This window comes from Fictibacillus sp. 23RED33 (assembly GCF_015903925.1).
Taxonomy (GTDB): Bacteria; Bacillota; Bacilli; order Bacillales; family Fictibacillaceae; genus Fictibacillus; species Fictibacillus phosphorivorans.
On the sequence record NZ_JACZDX010000003.1, the window covers coordinates 369,264 to 390,761 of the forward strand.

The following is a 21,498-nucleotide window of genomic DNA, read 5'->3' on the forward strand; positions in this document are numbered from 1 at the left end:
ATCACAAAATGAGTTTTTGATGAGTTTGCATTGAGGTGGAATAATAAGTAAAATAAAAGAAATAAAAAAAGCTTGCCCAGATTTGGGCAAACTTTCTATTCTAAAAAGTCTTTTAATCGTTTACTTCTGCTTGGATGGCGGAGTTTACGAAGTGCCTTAGCTTCAATCTGACGAATACGTTCACGCGTAACGCCAAACACTTTACCTACTTCTTCGAGGGTGCGAGTACGTCCGTCATCAAGCCCGAAACGCAGACGAAGAACATTTTCTTCTCGATCTGTTAGTGTATCTAGAACATCTTCAAGCTGTTCTTTTAACAGCTCATAGGCAGCAGCTTCTGAAGGTGCTAATGCATCCTGATCTTCAATGAAATCACCAAGATGAGAATCGTCTTCTTCACCAATAGGTGTTTCTAAAGAGACTGGCTCTTGAGCAATCTTCAGTATTTCACGAACCTTTTCTGGTGTTAGTTCCATTTCAGCACCGATCTCTTCTGGAGATGGCTCACGTCCAAGATCTTGAAGCAGCTGGCGTTGAACACGAATCAGTTTATTAATCGTCTCAACCATATGAACTGGAATACGAATTGTACGAGCTTGGTCAGCAATCGCACGCGTGATCGCCTGACGAATCCACCATGTTGCATACGTACTAAATTTAAATCCTTTATCATAGTCGAACTTTTCAACAGCTTTGATCAATCCCATGTTACCTTCTTGGATAAGATCAAGGAACAGCATTCCACGACCAACATAACGCTTTGCAATACTTACAACGAGTCGTAAGTTAGCTTCTGCAAGACGGCGTTTAGCTTCTTCATCACCGTTCTCAATACGTTTTGCTAGTTCGATCTCTTCGTCTGCTGAAAGTAAGTCTACACGACCGATTTCTTTTAAGTACATACGAACTGGATCGTTGATCTTAACTCCTGGCGGTACGCTTAAATCATTAAGATCGAATTCTTCTTCCTCTTTTTCCATTTCGAACTTAGGATCTTCTTCGTCTTCTGCATCCTCAGATGCTTCAGCAACTTCAACACCTTGTTCTTCAAGGTATGAATAGAACTCATCCATTTGATCAGAATCTTGTTCAAAAGGTGCCAGCTTACTTGTGATTTCTGTATATGTTAGCCGTCCTCGCTTCTTACCGGCCTCAACTAATTGTTCTTTAACTTGATCGATGGTTAATTCGCCTTCCGTTCCTTGACGGTTTGGTTTCTCAGCCATTCGATCCCCTCCTTCCAAAACTTCAACCATCCTACATCCCGATTATTTAAGAGATCTTTTCATTCTCATAATTTCTTGGGCAATTTGGGCTGCCAGTTTTATTTCATTCCTTCTTATTGCGTCTTCTTGCTGCTTTTCTTTTTCTTGTATCTCCCGCAATAAAGGATAGCTAGAAATAATACGAATATAATCTGCGAGCTCTATTTCATTCAGCTCTTCACTGATTGTAAGCATCGCCAATTCTGAAGCTAATTTTCGTAATTTGTCATCATCGATACGCTGCATGAACAACCCTACATTGGGTTTATTTCCCTCTTCATAAAAGGCATATAAGTATGCAGCAATCGCGTTATGTTCTTCAACATTAAAGCCTGAATCCAACTTTTCCTGAATTAGAAAAGCGGCTTCCTCACTTTTTAACATATGTGCAAGAACAATACGTTCAGCATTCAGATTTCTAGGCAACAATGACTTTTGCAAAAGTGTTTGTATTCTAAAATTATTATCCCGCTTTTTAGGGCCGTTATCCTTAGACCTTTGCAGTTGCTTGAAAGTCTGTGTTTGCTGTTGTTTAAGAGCATCTAATGACAGATTAAATTCAGAAGCGATCTGTCGGAGATAATGATCTCGTTCAACCGCTTTTGGCAGACGCGCAATTTCTTGGATAATCTCTTCGATATAGATCATCCGTTCTCCTTCATCCCGAAGGTTTTTACCGCGCCTGTAATATTGTATTTTAAATGCCATCACAGTTAGGCTAGCCCCTATTATATCTTTTAAAAACGAATCGTTTCCAAATTGGGAAATATAGTCATCGGGGTCCATTCCATCAGGCATCTGTGAGATCTTCACGGTGCAGCCTTGTTTTGTTAAGATTTCTGAAGCTCTAAACGCCGCTTCGACTCCTGCTCGGTCTGAGTCATAGCAGATTGTGACAGACTGAACATTTCGTTTCAAAATGGCTGCATGATCTTCGGTCAGCGAAGTACCTAATGTAGCAACACCATTTGTAACACCTGCTCTATACGCTGCAATCGTATCCACATAACCCTCAAAGATGACAGCATGCTGTTTCTGTCTCATCTCGGCACGTGCAAGGTTTAAACCATAAAGAGTTCTTCCTTTCTGGAAGATCTTCGATTCCGGACTGTTTAAATACTTTGGCTCGTCCTTTCCGTCTAAAACACGGCCGCCAAAAGCAACAACTGCACCTGTACGGTCCCAAATCGGAAACATGACCCGATTTCTAAATCGATCGTACGGTTTTCCATCAGATTGTCTCTTTCCAATCAACCCGACTTTTTCAGCGATGTGTAGATCCATTCCTCGCTTTTGAAGAAATTGTGATGCGGTCTCCCATGAATCTGGGGCAAAACCAATCTGGAACCGCTCTATGGATTCTCTTGTGAATCCTCTTTTCTCCAAATACTCTAAAGCTGGTCTTCCTTGCTTTGTGTGAAGTAAGCAGTGATGATACAATTTAGCCAACAACTCATGAATCTCAGTCATCGCTCTTTTCTCGTCAGAGCTCTTTTCGGAGAAGTTTTGCTGATTAATTTGAGGAAGTTCAATGTCACTCTTTTTGCCTAGCTGCGTTACAGCTTCGACAAAAGTGTACCCTTCAATGTTCATTAAAAAGGAAAAAACATTGCCTCCCGCTCCACAACCGAAACAATGGTAAATCTGTTTGTCAGGTGAGACAGAAAAGGATGGCGATTTCTCCCCATGAAAAGGGCAAAGACCAAAATAATTTCTGCCTTGTTTCTTAAGAGGAACATAATCGCTAATCACATCAACAATATCGTTAGAAGACCTGACCTTCTCAATTAAATCCTCAGGTATACGTTCCATATTACCACCACAGAATCTCTGATTCTTTTAGACACTAGATATATATTCGTTGCACAATTCTATTTTCCTTCAACATTCGACAGGATTTCGCAAAAAACTGTGCAGAATCTTTCTGTGTCCTCTTTTTTAAATTTAGCAGGTCCTTTTGAGTGCTTGCCAGAACGTCTAGCTTTTGCTGACATATAACGATCATGCAGCACTTGCTCCATTTCATTCTCTTGAAACTGTTTCCCTCTTGGGGTGATAACGTAAACCCCTTTTGACAAAAGAAGACTTGCGAGGGCATGATCTTGAGTCACAACAAGATCATTTCTTTTGGAATGATTATGTATGTAAAGATCAACTTCTTCAGGACTTGCATCAACCAATATCCAGCGACCAGGCTGGTCCGTGTTACTCGCGTGTGCGTAAGATGTAACGAATATGGGTTCAAAGACAAACATTTTGGAGAACTTGAATATTTCTTCCTTTATCACAACAGGACAAGCATCTGCATCTACAAATACATTACCAATTAATTTTTCCATATTCTTATGTTCTACTTTTACAGTGATTCTCCTTTATATGAGAGCATTTGTTTAAAATTAACATACTCAATTTATCACTATTTTGGACAAACTTATAAAATTTAATCACAATGTAATATTATAATAAAAGTCTCGCCGTTTTACCAGTAAAATGATGAAAATAAAAAAGCGCAATCATTTGCGCTTTATTTATATGACTTTCCTTGGAACAAGTTATAGATCACATTTGCAGATTCTTCGACCGCTTTATTGGAGACTTCAACCACTCTGCATCCAATTTGATCAACGATCTTGTTAAAGTAGACGAGCTCTTGTTTGATTCTTTCCATGTTAGCGTAGTTCGCTTCAGAGTTTAAACCAAGCGCTTTCAAACGTTCTCTACGTATGTCGTTTAATTTTTCAGGCGTAATCTTAAGACCGAAGCATTTGTTTGGTGATACTTTAAACAATTCTTCTGGGGGTTCTACTTCTGGTACGATGGGTACATTTGCCACCTTTAAGCGTTTATGTGCTAAGTATTGCGATAATGGTGTTTTTGAAGTTCTTGACACACCGATTAAAACAACATCAGCTTTTAGAATTCCTCTAGGATCTCTGCCATCATCATATTTAACAGCAAACTCAATAGCTTCTACTTTTCGAAAGTAATCATCATCCAGTTTATGCACGACTCCGGGTTCATATCTCGGAACTTGATTCAGCCGAGATTGCAGCTGATTCATAATCGGACCCATGATATCCACTGTAGGGATGTTGTGCAATGCCGCCTGCTTAGCAACGTATTCACTTATTTCAGGCACTACAAGGGTAAAAGCTATGATCCCGTTATGGTCCTTCGCTAATGAGATGACCTCATCAATCGTCTCTTTATCCTCAACATAGGGTACTCTCTTAATCTCTATTCCATTTGAATTAAATTGGCTCGCGGCCGCTTTAACAACCAACTCTGCCGTTTCTCCGACTGAATCGGAAACGACATATACGATAGGACGTCCTGTCATGTTGGCCTCCCCATTCAATTATAGTAATTCGTCATGTGCTAGTTCTACAAAAGCCTTCGTGATATTTGTCTTTGTAATTCTTCCTACAACATCAAAACCACTCTCATCGTCTGAGCGTTTAACTACTGGAAGACAATCTATCTGTTTTCTGATCAAGATGTGTGCGATATCTAATAGATAATCATCTTTAAAACAATATGTGATATTAGGCATCCTAGTCATTATAATGTTAATCGGGATACTATTGATCTCTTGTTTCCCCATACTTGCTCTTAATAAATCTTTTCGTGACGCTACGCCAGCAAGATGCCCATTCTTATTGATGATAAATAAAGTTCCAACATCCTCCAAAAACATCGTACAAATAGCTTCATACACCGTAGCTGAATCTTGTACGACCACCGGCATCGATGTGAATTCAGCAACTTTGATCTTTTTTATTTTTTCTGTTAAAAGCTGCGAACCCGTCTTCCCGGTATAAAAATAACCGACTCTTGGCCTTGCATCCAGATAACCTGCCATCGTTAGAATAGCAAGATCGGGTCTTAGTGTAGCTCTTGTTAGATCTAGTTGATCTGCAATTTGTTCTCCCGTAATAGGTCCGTTATCTTTAACAATCTCAATGATTTTTTGCTGCCTCTTATTAAGTTCGATCGTGTACACCACCTTTTGCCGCATCCAATGTGTTATACTTATTCTCATTATTATAACCTATTCATTGGAGAAAGCGAACTAAAAAAACTGTAAAGAATAAAAGCTTCACAGTTTTTCACGATAAATCATCTAATTGTTTTAGAAACTTCTTTGATTTTAGAAATACTCCTGAGTATTCGTCCATGTAGGCGTCAAATAACATTCGAAGCTCTCTCTTCGTTTCCTTTTTTAAGGAGACATTTCCAAGCCTTGCAAGATCCAGGTGATAAAACATATGAAGCAGCTTTACCGAACCCCTTGAGATTCGCATCTTGTAAGGATCTTTGTATGAACACCTTTCACAAAGAAAACCTCCTTCTCTAATCGAGAAAGAAAAATCGCCTTCTGTTGAGTGACATGAAACACATTTACTCAGTTCAGGTACGATTCCACTTGTTTTCATTATTTTTATTTCAAATAAAAAAGTGATAACTTCGGGATCAATACCATGATTGATATATTCTAAGGATTGTTTGATCCATCCGAAAAGGTCTGGTTTCAGATCATCCTCAGATGTGTTTCTATCTAATAGTTCTACTAAGTAAGCTGCATAAGCTGTCTTAACTAGATCTTCTCTTATTTTTCTGAAAGAGGACAGCGCCTCACCTTGCTGTAAAGTTCCAAGCCCTCTGCCTTTTTGAAAAACAAAAATTCCGTATGTAAAAAGCTGCGTAATGGAAGTAAAGCGGCTTTTGGGCTTTTTGGCTCCTCTTGCCATTACGCCTACTTTCCCAAATTCTTTTGTATACAAAGTAATGATCGTATTGGATTCACCATACGGAACGGTTTTAATGACGATTCCTTCCACTTTATAAAGCAAGGTAAATCACCACCCTCTCAAATCTAAGAAGGCACCGTAGTTACTTTTTAATGAAATGGAGGTTCCTCAAGAGACTCTTCGTAAGGAATAACTGCTGATAATGCTGTTATTTCAAGGTCTAGCTCTTTGTATAACAAATAGGTATCAATACTGCCCGTTTCACAGAATACTTTCCAAGTAAATTCTTTCATGTTTGGACACACCTTTCTATTTGTTTTTCTCCTGTAATAACTAGGTTCACCTTAATTGTTTATTTCATGTCAAGGAAATTTTAACAGTTTTATACTTTTGAGTTTTCGCAGTGGGTCATTCTTGTAAGTGGTTGTTTTTCGTTTCAGGTACTCGCTTTCCGGGGGGCGTGCGGTGAGCCACCTTGACGCTTTGCGCCATAAGGTGTCTCACCTGTCACACTCATCCCCCAGGAGTCTCGCACCTTTCACTCCAAACAACTATTCAAAGACGAACTACAAACCCATTTAAAGTAACTGCTGTTTAATACTCATCCTCATTGAAACCGAACTCGGTTAGCTGCTTTTGGCGGTTTCTCCAGTCGTTTTGTACTTTTACGTACAATTCTAAGAAGACACGTGAGCCTAAGAGAGTTTCAATGTCTGCTCTTGCTCTTTTTCCGATCTCTTTTAGCATCTTTCCTTGTTTACCGATGATGATTCCTTTTTGAGACGAACGTTCTACAATGATCGTTGCGTTTACAAACACTACGTTCTTTTCTTCGCGTTCTTTCATCTCCTCTATGACTACTGCTACGGAGTGTGGAATTTCTTCGCGTGTCAAATGTAGAACTTTTTCGCGAATTAATTCTGCAGTAATAAATCGCTCCGGATGATCGGTTACCTGGTCTTCAGGGTAAAATTGCGGCCCTTCTTCCATGTAGGAAACGATCTGTTCAAGAAGTGTGTCCACATTGTTTCCGTTAAGAGCAGAAATCGGAACAACTTCAGCAACGTCTAGCTTATTTCTATACATATCAATCAACGGCAATAATTGATCAGGATGTACTTTATCGATTTTATTTATGACTAAAAAGACCGGATTTTTCACATTTTGAAGTCTGTCGATAATGAACTGGTCACCACGGCCATAACCTTCTTCTGCATTAATAACAAACAGGATAAGGTCGACTTCATTTAAAGTTTGCTGAGCCGTTCTTGTCATAAAATCGCCTAGCTTATGCTTAGGTTTATGAATACCTGGTGTATCAATAAAGATGACTTGAGATTCATCAGTTGTATAAACCGCTTGAATCTTATTTCTTGTTGTTTGAGGCTTGTCACTCATTATGGCGATTTTCTGTCCGATCACTTTATTTAAAAGTGTGGATTTCCCTACGTTAGGTCTGCCGATAATCGTTACAAAACCTGATTTATAGCCTTCTTTAATCATTTAGATCCTCCGGTGAGAATGCACCAGGCAATAAATCTTTTACTAAGATCTCCTGTACATCACCTTTAAGGTTCGTTAAATAAACAGGCATTTCAGGCGGACATAACTCAGAGATAACTTGTCGGCATGCTCCACAAGGAGGTACAGGACGCTTCGTATCTGCTACAACAGCGATCGCGCTGAACTTCGTGTCACCTTCTGTATACGCTTTAAATAATGCCGTACGTTCGGCACAGCACGTTAAGCTGTACGCGGCGTTCTCAATATTCGCTCCGTTATATACTTTTCCTTCAACCGTTAGTAGAGCTGCACCTACTTGAAACTTAGAGTAAGGTACGTAAGCCTTTTCACGTGCGAGTTTCGCTTGATCCATCAATTGTTCTTTATTCATTACTCTTTCACCTTCTTAACAAATATAGCTTCATACTATCTATCAGTGGTTCAATAAATAGCAGTATACCGATTATAACAGCAAATATTGAAAAAACCAAAACTGCACCTGCTGCGGCGTCTTTTGCCTTCTTCGCGAGGGGATGTTTTTTCTCTGTTATAAGATCAATCGTGCTCTCAATCGCTGTATTTACAAGCTCAAGCGATAGTACAATGCCTATTACAATAAATAAAAGGACGAATCTCTCTTTAGAAAAATCAAGTGCAATCGCGAAAATAATCACGATTACACTCACAAAGGTGTGGATTCTAAAATTTTGTTCCGATTTAAAGGTTGAGATTATTCCTGTAAAAGCAAAAACAAAACTTGAGAACAACTTTTTCCAAGCGATCATCTTTTTAGACCATATTGCTCCAGAATCTCTTCTTGTCTTCCAAACATTCTTTTTTCATCTTCATCGTTCATATGGTCATAGCCTAATAAATGCAAGAAGCCGTGAACGGCAAGAAAGCCCATTTCTCTTTCAAGTGAGTGTCCGTATTCTGCCGCTTGTTCCTTCGCAACATCAAGACAGATGATGATATCACCTAAGAACCTTGTCTCTTCACCACCGATGATCTCTGTCTCATCTTCACCCATTTCTTCCATAGCAAAAGAAATAACATCCGTTACACTATCTTTTTGTCTGTACTCATTGTTTATTTCTTGAATTCGTTCTTTCGTCACGATTGTTACTGATACTTCCGCTTGCCCTGTCTCTTCCATCTCAGCCGCTTTTTCAAGAACGTTACTTAATAACTCTTGAAATTCAGAGCTGTTTTCGTCAATCTCGTTTAAATACTCTACATGTAGCATCATTGTTTTTCCACCTTTTTTGTTTCTTCTGGATACTCAATTCTGGAATGAAAAATTCCTTTTAACGTTTCTGTAAGTGTTTTTGCAACGATGTCCAATTCTTTTAGCGTGATATCACATTCATCGAACTGACCATCTTCTAGCCTGTCATTAATAATTTTTCGTATGATCCCATCAATTTTAACAGGTGTTGGTTTCGTCAACGATCGAACAGCCGCTTCTACAGCATCAGAAATCCCGATGATTGCAACTTCTTTCGTTTGAGCTTTTGGTCCAGGATATCGGAAGTCCGATTCTGCTACTTCCTTATCTGTTAGCTGAGCTGCTTTATGATAAAAGAATTTTAGCAGGGTTGTTCCATGGTGCTGTTCAGCGATATCAATAATCTCTTTTGGAATCTTTTCTGCCCGGAGCATGTCAGCCCCATCATATGGGTGTGCCGTAATAATGGTCTTACTTAACTGTGGTGCTATCTTATCATGCGGGTTGTCCATATTCATCTGATTTTCAATAAAAAAATGCGGCCTTTTTGTTTTCCCAACGTCGTGGTAATAAGAACCAACTCTAGCTAGTAAACCGTTAGCACCAATAGACTCGCATGCCGCTTCTGAAAGGTTGGCGACCATGATGCTATGGTGATACGTCCCAGGTGCTTCCATGAGCACTTTTCTTAAAATCGGGTGGTTAGGATTCGAGAGCTCGATTAACTTTGTCACAGATAAAATGTTAAACGATGATTCTATGACCGGAAGAAGTCCTAGTGTTAACACAGCTGAAACAAAACCTGAAATGGCTGCACAACCAAGATCTAGCCCAATTTGCAGAGAAGTGAATTTTCCGTTTTGCAGCAATAACACACTCGCTACTGTTAGGATGGCTATAAAAGAAACAAAAAATCCAGCTTGCAAGATTTTAGATCGTTGTTGTGTCTTTCCTAAAAATACGATTCCTGAAATGCCGTTAAATAAAACATACATACTCATTATGAAATTAAAATTCCCAGCTGTTTGTTCGTTAAATATCAATGCTGCACTAAACGCAAAGATAATCGTAGATACGACTGCGAGCTCTTCATTAAACAACATCTTGATCATCATCGCTCCTGCCGCGACAGGGACAGCATACATGAGACTCATTAGACCAAGTTCTGTACTAACACTCAATACTTTCATCACAACGAGTGTTAAGGTGAAAAGGAGAGCATAGATGGTTACATACTTACGAAAATGCTCTTTCTCACGCTCTTCTTTCATAAAATAATATAAACCTGCCATCACGATCAATACAAAAAGGAATAATCCGTAATAAGGATACGTTTTCATTTCCTGATCTAATAATCCAACCTTTTTGAGTCTATCAAAGATTTCAGGCGTGATTACTGCCCCGCTTTTAACGAGAACTTCTCCTTCTCGAATTACAACTTCTTCAACTTTGTCGCTCGCTTCTTTCCGTTTTTGGCGTGTTTTTTCTGTATCTAACGTTCTGTTCGCGATGATAAAGCTTCGTGTGATCTCTTCTGTTGCATTTCGAAGCGAATAAGGTAGATTGTTATCACGTATTAATTGAATAGCTTCGCTTCTTGCTTCTTCTACTTCTTCAACCATAATTGGCTCTGATAAAACTCTGTTCACTACATCAGGAGCTAAATTCTTCACATTGGTTAATTCTGCTTTACTTGCTTCAGCGAGTGCAATATACGTTTCATCTGATATGTCAGATTTATCGATTGAATCTTTTAATTGAATGACTTTTTGATCTAAAGAAAGAGTAGCCTCATCTTCCTTTTTCTTTTTTTCTTCAGATTCTGTAATCGTTATGACGATATCTAGCAAATCCTTTAAGGCTTCAGCTTGTACTAAAGCGAGGTCTTTATTAAACGTATACTCATTTTTAATACTTTCTTCAGCGAGCTTCTTTCTGGCTTCTGTCTGATCTTCTAACGGGATTGTGATAGGTGATTGAATGTCCCGTGGTGAACGCTCATAAACGTTAACATCCACTACATTAGGAGTTACGTTGCTGACTAAAAGGGAAAATAGAATGATTCCCATTACGATAAACGATACTGTTGCTACACTCAAACGAAAGTAATTAGACAAAAGATGCCTGAAATTGGCCAAACGCTACCACTCCTTAAACTGTACATCCTATTCTAATCTTAGCAAAAGTTGGTCAATTATGGTACTTCTCAATAAGAAAAGCTTAATTAATTGGTTTATTTATTCAATTTGCCACTAAAACCCACTATACATACAAAAAACACGACTGAAGATCATCCTTTAAGGCAAAGAAAAAAGACTCCAAAATGGATGGAGTCCTTAGTCTTCGTATGTTTCATATGCTTCAATAATTCGCTGAACAAGTGGATGACGAACTACATCCAATTGTTTTAAGTATATAAAATCGATGCCTTTAACGCTTTCAAGCCTTTTTTCAGTTACTTTTAATCCCGATTCTTTTCCACGAGGAAGATCTATTTGAGTAAGATCACCTGTGATGACCATCTTCGATCCAAAACCAAGACGCGTTATAAACATCTTCATCTGTTCTGGTGTAGTATTTTGAGCCTCATCTAGAATGACAAAGCTTTCATCAAGTGTACGGCCTCTCATGTACGCCAGCGGAGCAATTTCAATCGTACCTCGCTCGATCAGCCTTTCTGTATGCTCAGCCCCTAGAAGGTCATGTAGAGCATCGTAGAGAGGACGCAGATAAGGATCTACTTTTTCTTTAAGATCGCCTGGGAGAAATCCTAAACTCTCACCCGCTTCAACAGCTGGACGAGTAAGCACAATCTTTTTCATCTTACCTTCTTTTAAAGCATTGACGGCCATAACAACCGCAAGATAGGTTTTCCCTGTACCAGCAGGACCGATACCAAATACGAGGTCGCGCTTTCTCATGGACTGCACATAGTGACGCTGTCCTAGCGTTTTTACACGAATTGGTTTTCCTTTGGCAGTAACAGCAATATCCTCTTCATAAAGCTCACTTAATTCATCCAGCATATTTTTTTCCGCAAGCTGAACAGCATAAACTATGTCTCTTTCTGAAATCTTGATACCTTTTCGCACCAACTTCAGCAGAACAAACAAAGTCTCTTCAACCATTTCTGCTTTATTCAGTTCACCTGATACTAAGATGTCTTCTCCTCTAGTGACTATACTTACGTTAAGCTTGTCTTCAATCACCTTTAAGAAAGCATCATTAGGCCCAAAAAGCGAAGCTGCTTCTGTCGTATTTTCGAGTTGTAATGAATTAAGTCTTTTCGTTTCTGACAAACTACTCATTCTCCTTGTTGGATAGGTATAGGTTGTGCAGATGCAATATTTTCAATTACTTGGTAGAGCATCGTTAGTTTAACTTTACCATTCGAGACGTTTTGTTGCCAAACTTTTTCACCATTAATTTTTGCGTCTTCTGGCAATTTTTTTGAAAGTTCCTTCTTCGCCATCTTTTTTCCTACTTCAATTGCTTCGGCTTTTGAATAAGAACGTTTTACTCCATCTGTTTCCCTGAACTCTTTTTTTATATAAGAAAACGGCATTTTCCATTTGGCTAGATAAAGAGGTGATTCATTTAGTGTTTCCGTTTTATCTTTAAATTCTCCTTCTGAAAAACCGTATACAGGAACATTCAGTCCAAAGAGTGAAACATAATGCCTGTTTTTATATTTACCGGTGTAAGTTTGAAATGAAGTATTTAATGGTACTTCAACTTCTGTTTGATACCAGACTTCTCCCCAAATTTCACCTTTCGCACTTACAAGCTGCGGCTTTTTTTCTTTTCCGATCAGACCTGAGACTAATAAAGATCCTTTTTTGACATAGTCGTTAACACCTACAATAGGTTGTCCCTTTTCAACGAATACGGAATGAATAACAGCCTCCTTTGTGGCAACAAGATGCCTCGGCCCTGTAACTTGCTTAGCTTCTGGAATCTCTTTTTCCACTACTTCAAACCTATAAGAAGTACCATGCTGAGTGACACCGATCCAAGTAACGTTATCCATCTTCTCTGTTAGATCTCGCTGTATCTCTCTAACATTCGGCAACAAGAAAATAAATTTACCTTTTGTTACTCCAAGTTCTACTGCTGCTTTTCTTAACTCGTATTCTGTCTTAGGATTTGCCCCCGTAACATTTATATTCCAAATCATATTAGATAATAAAAATAATAAAAAGATAAACGATAGCATACCAAGGATAAAACCGTTTCTCTTCCACATTCTTTTTAGAAGAAAAGGCGTCCCCTTCTTTTCTTTAATCCTAATCTTCAACTTGTTTTCTTTTAAGATCCCTCTTGCTTTTTGTACATCTGTGACAGATATGGAGACGAGCGCACGGTTGTTATCAAGAGGCTGGATATCCCATATGCTAATACCAGATTGAATACACGTATTGATAAATGAACTAGAATCTTGTCCAATAATCTCTACCCTTACATATCCTTTCAAATGGTTCCATTTCGTTTTCATCTTTTCCCTCCCTGTGCAATAAAGTCTTATTCGTTTTCGAAGTCGACAGAAGCGATCGTACCTTCTAATAAGATTTCTTCCGGTAAGATTGTTTTAATAACAAACTCGCTTCCTTTTATATGAAGCATGCCTTGTTTTAGCTTGAGTGTGAGTTGTTCATTCGAGAACGCTTTAACTCCTCTATGGTTCTCAATATATATGTGCAGCTGTCCGATCATCGTGATCCGGGGTAGATCCATCACTACATCTGCTGGTAGCTCAAGGTTTTGCATCATCCATTTATTCACTTGCTGCCGCAATTTGCCCATAAAAAAACCCCCTCTCTCCATTTTTATGAGAGAAGGGGGGAAACTATCACTCTAAATACAAGTATCTCTTTCTTTAAGAACGCTTTTGCAACGCTTTAGGCTTTGAAAGAATCTCTGACCATATGACTGCTTTTTGCAATTCTTGTTGATCTACTTTAAAATCGTTCATAATTTTATCTTCTTTATCTTGATATCGGTTAGAGACTTTTTCAGCCTGTTTAACCTGACGTTGATTGGTTCGGCGTTCATATACTTTGTCAGCCATTTTCGCTGTTCCTATTTCAATCGCCTTTTCCGCTTTTTTCATTTCGTTGGCTGTAGGTTCAGCTGGCAAACCAAAAGGAGAAACGGTTTGTTTTGGATTTTCTCTATTCCGTCGATTAGGTTCCGCACGTTTTGTTTCCTTCATTTCTTTTTGGCGTTTAAAGACACTATACAAGCCGCCTGCAATCAGAATAACAAAAGCGATATTTGCTAGTAAGAGTTCAATAATCGCTTCTATAATATTCATACTTACAACTTCCGTCCTTTATCATCATTCTCTTTATCAGGGTTTGATGATTTACTGATGGATTCACGCATCGTAGTGTCCGCCATTATGTTCTTCATGTTCATATAATCCATAAAACCCATGTTACCAGAACGAAGAGCTTCTGCTAATGCCATTGGAACCTCTGCTTCTGCTTCTACAACTTTTGCTCTCATCTCTTGTACTTTTGCCTTCATCTCTTGCTCTTTAGCTACCGCCATCGCACGTCTTTCTTCTGCTTTTGCCTGAGCGATATTTTTATCTGCCATCGCTTGATCTGTTTGAAGTTCCGCTCCGATGTTCTTGCCAATATCAATGTCTGCAATATCAATGGACAGAATCTCAAAAGCCGTTCCTGCATCTAATCCTTTTGATAAAACGGTCTGAGAGATCAGATCTGGATTTTCAAGCACTTTTTTGTGTGTCGCTGAAGAACCGATCGTACTAACAATCCCTTCACCAACACGGGCGATTATCGTTTCTTCACCAGCTCCACCTACTAGACGATCGATATTCGCACGAACTGTAATTCTGGCTTTTGCTTTCACTTCAATCCCATCTAATGCTACACCCGCAATAAAAGGTGTTTCAATTACTTTAGGGTTTACACTCATTTGAACGGCTTCGAGTACATCACGTCCCGCAAGATCAATGGCTGCTGCTCTCTCGAAGCTTAGTTCTATATTTGCTCGATGCGCTGCAATCAACGCATTTACTACTCTGTCAACATTCCCTCCAGCTAGGTAATGACTTTCAAGCTGGTTCGTACTTAAATCTAACCCTGCTTTTACCGCTTTAATCAATGGATTAACTACACGGTTTGGAATAACTCTTCTTAATCTCATCCCGACCAAAGTAAATATCCCTACTCTTACTCCTGCTGCTAATGCAGAAATCCATAACATAACGGGCACAAACGTAAATAATACAGCTAATGCGATTACAATCAACCCTATAACTACAATGCTGGCGATCGATCCGAATTCTAACATCTACACACTCTCCATTCGTTATTTATTCTTTATTTTTTTCAATAGCTCTTACTACAACACGTCCACCAGAAACTTTAATGATTTTTACAGTCGTGCCTTTTTCAATATACGATCCTTCAGTTACTACATCTAAGAACTCATCATCAAGCTTTAAACTGCCAGAAGGGCGTAATGTTGTCGCTGTTACGCCAATCCTGCCTGTTAAATCTTCACGTTCTTTGTGAGATAGATAACCTTTTTCAGAGCTCGTTGAATCAAATAGTACGAGTTTCTTTAAAGAACCGTTATAACCAAATGATCGTAAGAAGAAGTAAGATCCAATGATTGTAACAACAATCGCAATTGCAATGGCGATTAAGATTCCTGTTATTGATCCACCTGCCATGATCAATCCTGTTAACACGGCCAACACCCCCAGTATACCGATAATACCACCTGGTAGAAACAACTCTAGGATCAGTAAGATCAGTCCAACACCAAATAAAATAATTGCTTCCCAACCGGCAAGACCGGCTATCATATGACCGTAAAAAAATAGCAATAATGATAATGCACCGATAGAACCTGCAATTCCAAAACCAGGTGTATAGAGCTCTAATACAAGACCTAAACTTCCTAAAGATAAAAGAATAGGCACGACAACAGGATTTGTAACAAAACGTGCTATCTTATCCGCGAAAGTAGGATTAGACTCTAAAATCTTAGCATCCTCCAAATTCAGATGTGCTAGCAGTTCTTGACGATCTTCTGCAATTTTTTCTGCATATCCTACTTTAAATGCTTCACTGGCTGTAAGGGTAAGCAGCTCACCTTTTTCTAAGCCAAGTTCAGGAATCTCAACGTCTGGGTCTACCATCGCCTCAGCATATATGGGAGTCCTCTCATTCAGCTCTGCTGCTGCGAGCATTTCCGCTTTCCAAGCAGACTCTGCTTTTTGTCCAGCGGTATTTCCTTGGCTATCGATGACAGCGGCAGATCCAATAGTTGTAGATGGCTTCATAACAATTTGGTCGGCATTTAAGGCGATATACGCTCCTGCTGAAAAAGCATTTTTAACCACGTAAGCTGTAATTGGAATTTCTGATTCTCTCATGACTTTTGCAATATGTAATGCTGCGTCTACTCGGCCACCAGGAGTATAGATCTCTAGAACGATATGATCGGTTCCATCTTTTTTTGCCTTTTGGATACTTCGATCTAAAAAAGCTTCAAGACCTCTTTCTACTTCATGTTCTACAGGTATAAAAGTAACCGTCTTTCCTTTACCTGCTGAGAATACTTGTGAAGTTGAAAGCACTCCATATATTCCCCAGATCAGACAAAGCATATAGATGAGCAGTCGAATCCTTTTCACAAACTAACACCCCCTTCACTCTATTTTACGTTAATTTGTGGAAAAAAGTTTCAAAAAATAAGAAAACGCCCTGTATAAATACAGAGCGTTTGTCATTTCAATTATGATAGTTGTTGCTGAACAATACGATTAACGAGTCCACCATCGGCTTTCCCTTTAACTTTAGGCATGAGAGCCCCCATAACTTTACCCATATCAGCTTTTGAAGCAGCACCTATTTCAGAAATGGTTTGAGCAACGATTTCTTGAAGTTCTTCTTCTGTGAGCTGTTTTGGTAAATATGGCGTAAGAACAGCAATTTCATCTTGAAGTCCAGCGACTAAATCATCGCGGCCAGCTTTTTCGAATTCTTGGAGGGAGTCTTTTCTTTGTTTCATTTCGCGTACAAGAACGGTAAGCTCTTCTTCCTCATTTAATTCACGGCCTTGCTTGATGGCCTCATTTTGAAGTGATGCCTTAAGCATGCGAATTACAGAAAGCTTCTGCTTGTTCTTGTCCTTCATCGCTTGTTTCATATCTTGATTTAATTCATTAAGAAGACTCATATTACTAACTTACACCCCGCTTAGAACTTACGCTTTCTTGCTGCCTCAGCCTTCTTCTTACGCTTTACGCTTGGCTTTTCATAATGCTTGCGCTTTTTAACTTCAGCCAATGTTCCATCTTTGGAAACGGATCTTTTAAAACGACGAAGAGCATCATCAATGGATTCATTCTTGCGAATACGTGTTTCTGCCATTTGTATTTCCCTCCCTCCAGACCACCCTTACATAAAGTAAAGATGCGTCACATATCTTTTGCCATTATAATATATCCTTGCAATACGGTCAACTCAATTTAAACAAGTTGGTCGGAGAGAGCAGGTAATTATTCAAAAACAGATATTAATAGTCTGAAGTGGATGTTCCGCCTTCAACAATCGCGATTCCTGCACTAGCACCAATACGAGTCGCACCAGCTTCAATCATAGCTAAAGCTGTCTCACGGTCTCTAACTGCTCCAGATGCTTTTACACCAATATTTGGTCCAACAGTTTTACGCATTAATTTGATATCTTCTACAGTTGCTCCACCAGTAGAGAATCCTGTTGAAGTTTTAACAAAATCAATTCCAGCTTTTACAGCAATTTCACATGCTTTTACTTTTTCTTCATCCGTTAAAAGACACGTTTCAATAATGATTTTAGTAAGTGCTTTACCTTTAGCTGCTTCAACAACAGCACGAACATCTTGTTCAACTAGCTCATAGTTTCCATCTTTTAAAGCCCCAATGTTAATAACCATATCAACTTCAGTAGCACCATTTTCAATCGCATTCTTCGTTTCGAACGCTTTTACTTCTGGAGTGTTTGCACCTAATGGAAAACCAATTACAGTACAAACCGCTACATCTGAACCTTTTAATTGTTCGAATGCTGTATAAACCCAAGTTGGATTAACACAAACAGAAAAGAAATTATATTTTTTAGCTTCCTCACAAAGAGTTAAGATTTCTTTCTTTGAAGTTTCAGCTTTTAATGCTGTGTGGTCGATCATTCTTGCAACGTTTAAATTGCTCATTTCAACAAACCCTTTCTAAATAAAAAAATTAAACAACGTTAGTATCATAACAAATTTTTCGACATAAATCGAGCATCTAAAATATTTTTACAGAGAGGTACAATAAACACCCGAAACCCCTAGTATGTTTTTAAAAAAACATCCTGGTATGAACGCCAGGATGTTAGCTTGATACAGCTTGCTTTAGGATTTCTTCCATTTCTTGTTTTACAAAGACACCTTTATTATAAGGATACCCAGCTTCAGTAATTTTCACTTTTACTAATTTCCCAATCATCTCTTCGTTTCCTTCAAATAAAACTTTAAGATAGTTTGGTGTGTATCCTACGTATAGTTTGTTCGTAGTGTCTTCTTTAAAAGCCTCTTCAGGAATTACTTCAACAACTGTATCTTCATAGTTGGATGCATATTCTTTAGCTAATTGATCTGAAAGAGCGATCAGCTTGTGTACACGTTCGTTCTTAATATCCTCTGGGACCTGATCCTCCATCTTAGCAGCTGGTGTACCAGTACGCTTAGAATAAGGGAATACATGAAGTTCCATAAATTTATGTTTCTCAATGAATCGATACGTCTCCATGAACTCTTCCTCAGTCTCACCTGGAAAACCAACAATTACATCTGAAGTAATCGCAAGTCCTGGAAGTGCTTCTTTAAGCCGGTCTAATCTTTCACCGAACATTTCCATTGAATATTTTCTTCTCATTCGTTGGAGCACAGTGTTTGAACCGGATTGAAGTGGTATATGCAGATGAGGAACTACTTTGTCTGATCTGCCCATAACTTCAATCACTTCATCTGAGATCTGGCTAGCCTCAATCGATGAAATACGGATACGTTTTAATCCAGAGATGTTCTTATCAAGGTCATCTAACAGCTTCGCAAAAGAATAATCCTTCATATCTTCTCCGTATCCAGCTGTATGAATGCCTGTTAGAACGATCTCTTTGTAACCAGAATCTACAAGCTGCTGTGCTTGAGAAAGTACATCTTCAGGTTTACGAGAACGAAGGAGGCCTCTTGCCCAAGGAATAATGCAGAACGTACAAAAATTATTGCAGCCTTCCTGTATCTTAAGCGATGCTCTTGTTCGATCAGTAAATGCAGGAACATCTAGTTCCTCATATACACGTGCCTTCATGATGTTTGAAACTCCATTAATAGGCATACGTTCTTCTTTATATTGTTGAATGTAAGTGAGCATTTTAGAACGGTCTTGCGTGCCGACAACAACGTCAACTCCTGGAATCGCCATAATCTCAGCAGGCGACGTTTGAGCGTAACAACCTGTAACGCAAATAACAGCGTCCGGGTTCTTTCGAATGGCTCTCCGTATAACTTGTCTGCTTTTTTTATCTCCCGTATTCGTTACGGTACATGTATTGATCACATAGACGTCTGCTGTACTATCAAAATCTGTACGTTCGTATCCTTCAGCTTGAAACAGCTGCCAGATCGCTTCTGTCTCATAGTGGTTTACTTTACAACCTAATGTATGAAATGCAACGGATGGCATATTGATCACCCCTTTAATTCAAAATGATATGATATAGCTGATAATAGATACAACGGCGCTGTTTCCGTTCTTAATATCCTCGGACCCAGCCCGCACAATACAAATCCATAATCACTTAACAAGGTTGCTTCTTTATCACTGATGCCACCTTCTGGACCGATCACACAAAGGATTGAGTCTCCTAAATCAGCTGAGCTTAAAGCTGAAGCAAATCTAGAGATTTCGTTCTGTTTTGCTTCTTCTTCAAATGCAACGATTTTTATCTTATACTGTTCTGCCATTTTTAGCAAATCAGAAAAAGAACCAGGATTCAAAATGACTGGAACCCGGTTTCTATGTGACTGTTCTGCTGCTTCTTTTGCGATTTTTTCGAGTCTTTCTTTTTTCTTAACCGCTTTTTTGTCATCCCACTTTACAACAGATCGGTCTGCAGAAAATGGAAAAAAGGATAAAGCACCAAGTTCGGTACCTTTTTGGATGATGTATTCTAACTTATCCCCTTTTGGCAGTCCTTGAGCAATGGTAACAGAGACAGGAAGCTCAGCACTTTTCTCAATATCATTGACGATCTTCGTCTCTACTTCGGTACCGTTGACCTCTATGATTTCACACAAAGATGTACGGCCTTTGTTATCACAGCAGATGAAATGGTCTCCTACTTGCATTCTCATCACCTTTAAGATGTGCTTGGCATCGTCCCCTGTAATCGTAACGACGTCATCTTTCCAGTTTTCTGATGAAACAAAGTACCTTTGCATGAAATGCACTTCCTATCCTATTCCTTATTTTGAGCAACAATCGCAACCCAATCTTCCATCTCTAGTACTTCTACGATCTTGAATCCGTGCTCTTCCAATTTTGCTTTGACATCGCGTTTTTTCCCTTGAATAATTCCGGACGTTATAAAATAACCCCCTGGCTTTAACACTTTAGCTGTATCTTCAACAAACAAGAGTATGATTTCTGCTAAAAGGTTCCCTACTACAAGGTCAACTGGGCCTTCAATCCCTTTTAAGAGATCATTCTTATCAACCTGCACTTTTTGGTTTACTTTGTTCAATTTCACATTCAAACGGGCAGAATTTACTGCAACTTCATCCAGGTCATACGCCTCAACTTTGTTAGCACCTAACATAGCTGATGCAATGCTTAATACACCAGATCCTGTTCCAACATCAATCACTGAATCACCTTCAGCAATATATTTTTCAATAGCTTGTAAGCTCATAACAGTTGTTGGATGTGTTCCTGTACCAAACGCCATACCTGGATCAAGTTCAATAATAAGTTCATCAGAATGTACAGGTTTATAATCTTCCCATGTAGGAGTGATCGTGATCCGCTTTGAGATCTTTACTGGCTTATAATATTTTTTCCAAGCGGTCGCCCATTCTTCCTCATTCACTTCTGAAATGGAAATCGTGTTTGCCCCGATATCAATATCAAATTTCACAAGATTTGTGATCGATTGTTTGATTTCTTCTACCGTTTCACCTAAAAAACTGTTAACAGGTAAGTAAGCTTTTAATATTACACCTTCAGAAGGATAATCTGAAGGGTTCAGCTGATAGATTTCGCCAAATACGGATTGACGCTCTTTTGAGAGGTCATCTACATCCTCAATCACAACTCCGCTAGCTCCTGCCTCATGTAAAATATTCGATACTGGTTCAACAGCTTCCTGAGTAGTGTGGATGCTAATCTCTGACCATTTCATCATATCAACTCCGTTTATTAGTTTGGCTTTTAAAAATTTCAAGCTATTCCTTTGGCACTATTGAGGGTGGTTGATTTCCACTCCAGGTTGCTCGCTTTCCGCGGGGCGTGCGGTGAGCCCCCTTGCCGCTCTGCGCCATAAGGGGTCTCACCTGGCCGCTCCTCCCGCAGGAGTCTCGCACCTTGCGTTCCAATCAACTTGTCAATGATGTTTATACACATAAAGCAACAATCTTTTAGAAAAAAACTTAAAGATTCCTTAATGCTTGTAGGAATATATTT

The 21,498-nt window shown here is 39.0% G+C and carries 24 protein-coding genes; all 24 read right to left on the reverse strand.

The features are described 5' to 3' along the window. Positions 1–95 precede the first annotated feature (95 nt). Positions 96–1,226: an RNA polymerase sigma factor RpoD gene (gene rpoD / locus IHV09_RS13770; RefSeq protein WP_066396256.1), complete on the reverse strand. Its 1,131-nt coding sequence runs from the start codon at positions 1,224–1,226 to the stop codon at positions 96–98. A 42-nt stretch (positions 1,227–1,268) separates the two neighbouring features. Continuing rightward, positions 1,269–3,077 carry a DNA primase gene (gene dnaG / locus IHV09_RS13775; protein ID WP_197264711.1) on the reverse strand — a complete coding sequence of 603 codons (1,809 nt, stop codon included), beginning with the start codon at positions 3,075–3,077 and terminating at the stop codon, positions 1,269–1,271. Between the two features lie 59 nt (positions 3,078–3,136). Then, entirely contained in the window at positions 3,137–3,604 is a 468-nt protein-coding gene (locus IHV09_RS13780) for a YaiI/YqxD family protein (protein ID WP_197133173.1), read from the reverse strand. 185 nt (positions 3,605–3,789) lie between these two features. Beyond that, the gene (locus IHV09_RS13785; protein ID WP_197133175.1) at positions 3,790–4,605 is read right to left on the reverse strand and encodes a pyruvate, water dikinase regulatory protein; all 816 of its coding nucleotides are present in this window, start codon (positions 4,603–4,605) and stop codon (positions 3,790–3,792) included. Between the two features lie 18 nt (positions 4,606–4,623). Then, a complete protein-coding gene (locus tag IHV09_RS13790; protein WP_231618303.1) occupies positions 4,624–5,307 on the reverse strand; it encodes a helix-turn-helix transcriptional regulator in 684 nt (227 codons plus the stop codon). 67 nt (positions 5,308–5,374) lie between these two features. After that, positions 5,375–6,118 (reverse strand): DNA repair protein RecO, encoded by a 744-nt coding sequence (recO, locus tag IHV09_RS13795; RefSeq protein WP_197264712.1) that lies wholly within the window; start codon positions 6,116–6,118, stop codon positions 5,375–5,377. A 47-nt stretch (positions 6,119–6,165) separates the two neighbouring features. Beyond that, a complete protein-coding gene (locus IHV09_RS13800; protein ID WP_197133180.1) occupies positions 6,166–6,309 on the reverse strand; it encodes a YqzL family protein in 144 nt (47 codons plus the stop codon). Positions 6,310–6,610: 301 nt separating this feature from the next. Then, positions 6,611–7,519 carry a GTPase Era gene (gene era / locus IHV09_RS13805; protein ID WP_197133182.1) on the reverse strand — a complete coding sequence of 303 codons (909 nt, stop codon included), beginning with the start codon at positions 7,517–7,519 and terminating at the stop codon, positions 6,611–6,613. After that, the gene (locus IHV09_RS13810) at positions 7,512–7,910 is read right to left on the reverse strand and encodes a cytidine deaminase (protein WP_197133184.1); all 399 of its coding nucleotides are present in this window, start codon (positions 7,908–7,910) and stop codon (positions 7,512–7,514) included. Before IHV09_RS13810 ends, era begins: the two co-directional genes overlap by 8 nt. A 7-nt stretch (positions 7,911–7,917) precedes the next feature. Next, complete coding sequence (locus tag IHV09_RS13815) at positions 7,918–8,304, reverse strand: diacylglycerol kinase family protein (RefSeq protein WP_197191451.1); 387 nt, start codon at positions 8,302–8,304, stop codon at positions 7,918–7,920. Continuing rightward, positions 8,301–8,768, reverse strand: a complete 468-nt coding sequence (gene ybeY / locus IHV09_RS13820; RefSeq protein WP_197191450.1) for an rRNA maturation RNase YbeY — start codon at positions 8,766–8,768, stop codon at positions 8,301–8,303. Before ybeY ends, IHV09_RS13815 begins: the two co-directional genes overlap by 4 nt. Further along, entirely contained in the window at positions 8,765–10,885 is a 2,121-nt protein-coding gene (locus IHV09_RS13825; RefSeq protein ID WP_197264713.1) for an HD family phosphohydrolase, read from the reverse strand. Before IHV09_RS13825 ends, ybeY begins: the two co-directional genes overlap by 4 nt. A gap of 198 nt (positions 10,886–11,083) precedes the next feature. Next, positions 11,084–12,046, reverse strand: coding sequence for a PhoH family protein (locus IHV09_RS13830; RefSeq protein WP_144698989.1), 963 nt, complete (start codon positions 12,044–12,046; stop codon positions 11,084–11,086). Between the two features lie 5 nt (positions 12,047–12,051). Then, complete coding sequence (yqfD, locus tag IHV09_RS13835) at positions 12,052–13,242, reverse strand: sporulation protein YqfD (RefSeq protein ID WP_197133193.1); 1,191 nt, start codon at positions 13,240–13,242, stop codon at positions 12,052–12,054. Positions 13,243–13,268: 26 nt separating this feature from the next. Next, complete coding sequence (yqfC, locus tag IHV09_RS13840; protein ID WP_197133196.1) at positions 13,269–13,550, reverse strand: sporulation protein YqfC; 282 nt, start codon at positions 13,548–13,550, stop codon at positions 13,269–13,271. A 73-nt stretch (positions 13,551–13,623) separates the two neighbouring features. Next, complete coding sequence (locus IHV09_RS13845) at positions 13,624–14,061, reverse strand: hypothetical protein (RefSeq protein ID WP_197191447.1); 438 nt, start codon at positions 14,059–14,061, stop codon at positions 13,624–13,626. Between the two features lie 2 nt (positions 14,062–14,063). After that, positions 14,064–15,071 carry a flotillin-like protein FloA gene (gene floA, locus IHV09_RS13850; protein ID WP_197133214.1) on the reverse strand — a complete coding sequence of 336 codons (1,008 nt, stop codon included), beginning with the start codon at positions 15,069–15,071 and terminating at the stop codon, positions 14,064–14,066. Positions 15,072–15,093: 22 nt separating this feature from the next. Then, positions 15,094–16,425, reverse strand: a complete 1,332-nt coding sequence (locus IHV09_RS13855; protein ID WP_370568972.1) for an NfeD family protein — start codon at positions 16,423–16,425, stop codon at positions 15,094–15,096. A gap of 101 nt (positions 16,426–16,526) precedes the next feature. Continuing rightward, the gene (locus IHV09_RS13860; protein WP_197133216.1) at positions 16,527–16,970 is read right to left on the reverse strand and encodes a GatB/YqeY domain-containing protein; all 444 of its coding nucleotides are present in this window, start codon (positions 16,968–16,970) and stop codon (positions 16,527–16,529) included. Positions 16,971–16,990: 20 nt separating this feature from the next. Next, positions 16,991–17,164: a 30S ribosomal protein S21 gene (gene rpsU, locus IHV09_RS13865; RefSeq protein ID WP_066237650.1), complete on the reverse strand. Its 174-nt coding sequence runs from the start codon at positions 17,162–17,164 to the stop codon at positions 16,991–16,993. A 145-nt stretch (positions 17,165–17,309) separates the two neighbouring features. Continuing rightward, positions 17,310–17,984, reverse strand: coding sequence for a deoxyribose-phosphate aldolase (gene deoC / locus IHV09_RS13870; protein WP_197133218.1), 675 nt, complete (start codon positions 17,982–17,984; stop codon positions 17,310–17,312). Positions 17,985–18,147: 163 nt separating this feature from the next. Beyond that, positions 18,148–19,500, reverse strand: a complete 1,353-nt coding sequence (mtaB, locus tag IHV09_RS13875) for a tRNA (N(6)-L-threonylcarbamoyladenosine(37)-C(2))-methylthiotransferase MtaB (protein WP_197133219.1) — start codon at positions 19,498–19,500, stop codon at positions 18,148–18,150. Between the two features lie 5 nt (positions 19,501–19,505). After that, positions 19,506–20,258: a 16S rRNA (uracil(1498)-N(3))-methyltransferase gene (locus IHV09_RS13880; RefSeq protein WP_197264714.1), complete on the reverse strand. Its 753-nt coding sequence runs from the start codon at positions 20,256–20,258 to the stop codon at positions 19,506–19,508. Between the two features lie 17 nt (positions 20,259–20,275). Beyond that, positions 20,276–21,217: a 50S ribosomal protein L11 methyltransferase gene (gene prmA, locus IHV09_RS13885; RefSeq protein WP_197264809.1), complete on the reverse strand. Its 942-nt coding sequence runs from the start codon at positions 21,215–21,217 to the stop codon at positions 20,276–20,278. Positions 21,218–21,498: the final 281 nt, after the last annotated feature.

Bases quoted from the DNA above. Each gene is read 5' to 3' on its own strand.
- IHV09_RS13790 (WP_231618303.1), bottom strand. From the start codon at position 5,307: ATGAGAATAAGTATAACACATTGGATGCGGCAAAAGGTGGTGTACACG.
- rpsU (WP_066237650.1), bottom strand. From the start codon at position 17,164: ATGGCAGAAACACGTATTCGCAAGAATGAATCCATTGATGATGCTCTT.
- yqfD (WP_197133193.1), bottom strand. From the start codon at position 13,242: ATGAAAACGAAATGGAACCATTTGAAAGGATATGTAAGGGTAGAGATT.
- deoC (WP_197133218.1), bottom strand. From the start codon at position 17,984: ATGAGCAATTTAAACGTTGCAAGAATGATCGACCACACAGCATTAAAA.
- mtaB (WP_197133219.1), bottom strand. From the start codon at position 19,500: ATGCCATCCGTTGCATTTCATACATTAGGTTGTAAAGTAAACCACTAT.
- yqfC (WP_197133196.1), bottom strand. From the start codon at position 13,550: ATGGGCAAATTGCGGCAGCAAGTGAATAAATGGATGATGCAAAACCTT.
- era (WP_197133182.1), bottom strand. From the start codon at position 7,519: ATGATTAAAGAAGGCTATAAATCAGGTTTTGTAACGATTATCGGCAGA.
- prmA (WP_197264809.1), bottom strand. From the start codon at position 21,217: ATGAAATGGTCAGAGATTAGCATCCACACTACTCAGGAAGCTGTTGAA.
- IHV09_RS13880 (WP_197264714.1), bottom strand. From the start codon at position 20,258: ATGCAAAGGTACTTTGTTTCATCAGAAAACTGGAAAGATGACGTCGTT.
- IHV09_RS13860 (WP_197133216.1), bottom strand. From the start codon at position 16,970: ATGAGTCTTCTTAATGAATTAAATCAAGATATGAAACAAGCGATGAAG.
- IHV09_RS13815 (WP_197191451.1), bottom strand. From the start codon at position 8,304: ATGATCGCTTGGAAAAAGTTGTTCTCAAGTTTTGTTTTTGCTTTTACA.
- IHV09_RS13800 (WP_197133180.1), bottom strand. From the start codon at position 6,309: ATGAAAGAATTTACTTGGAAAGTATTCTGTGAAACGGGCAGTATTGAT.
- IHV09_RS13810 (WP_197133184.1), bottom strand. From the start codon at position 7,910: ATGAATAAAGAACAATTGATGGATCAAGCGAAACTCGCACGTGAAAAG.
- dnaG (WP_197264711.1), bottom strand. From the start codon at position 3,077: ATGGAACGTATACCTGAGGATTTAATTGAGAAGGTCAGGTCTTCTAAC.
- floA (WP_197133214.1), bottom strand. From the start codon at position 15,071: ATGTTAGAATTCGGATCGATCGCCAGCATTGTAGTTATAGGGTTGATT.
- IHV09_RS13785 (WP_197133175.1), bottom strand. From the start codon at position 4,605: ATGACAGGACGTCCTATCGTATATGTCGTTTCCGATTCAGTCGGAGAA.
- rpoD (WP_066396256.1), bottom strand. From the start codon at position 1,226: ATGGCTGAGAAACCAAACCGTCAAGGAACGGAAGGCGAATTAACCATC.
- ybeY (WP_197191450.1), bottom strand. From the start codon at position 8,768: ATGATGCTACATGTAGAGTATTTAAACGAGATTGACGAAAACAGCTCT.
- IHV09_RS13780 (WP_197133173.1), bottom strand. From the start codon at position 3,604: ATGGAAAAATTAATTGGTAATGTATTTGTAGATGCAGATGCTTGTCCT.
- IHV09_RS13845 (WP_197191447.1), bottom strand. From the start codon at position 14,061: ATGAATATTATAGAAGCGATTATTGAACTCTTACTAGCAAATATCGCT.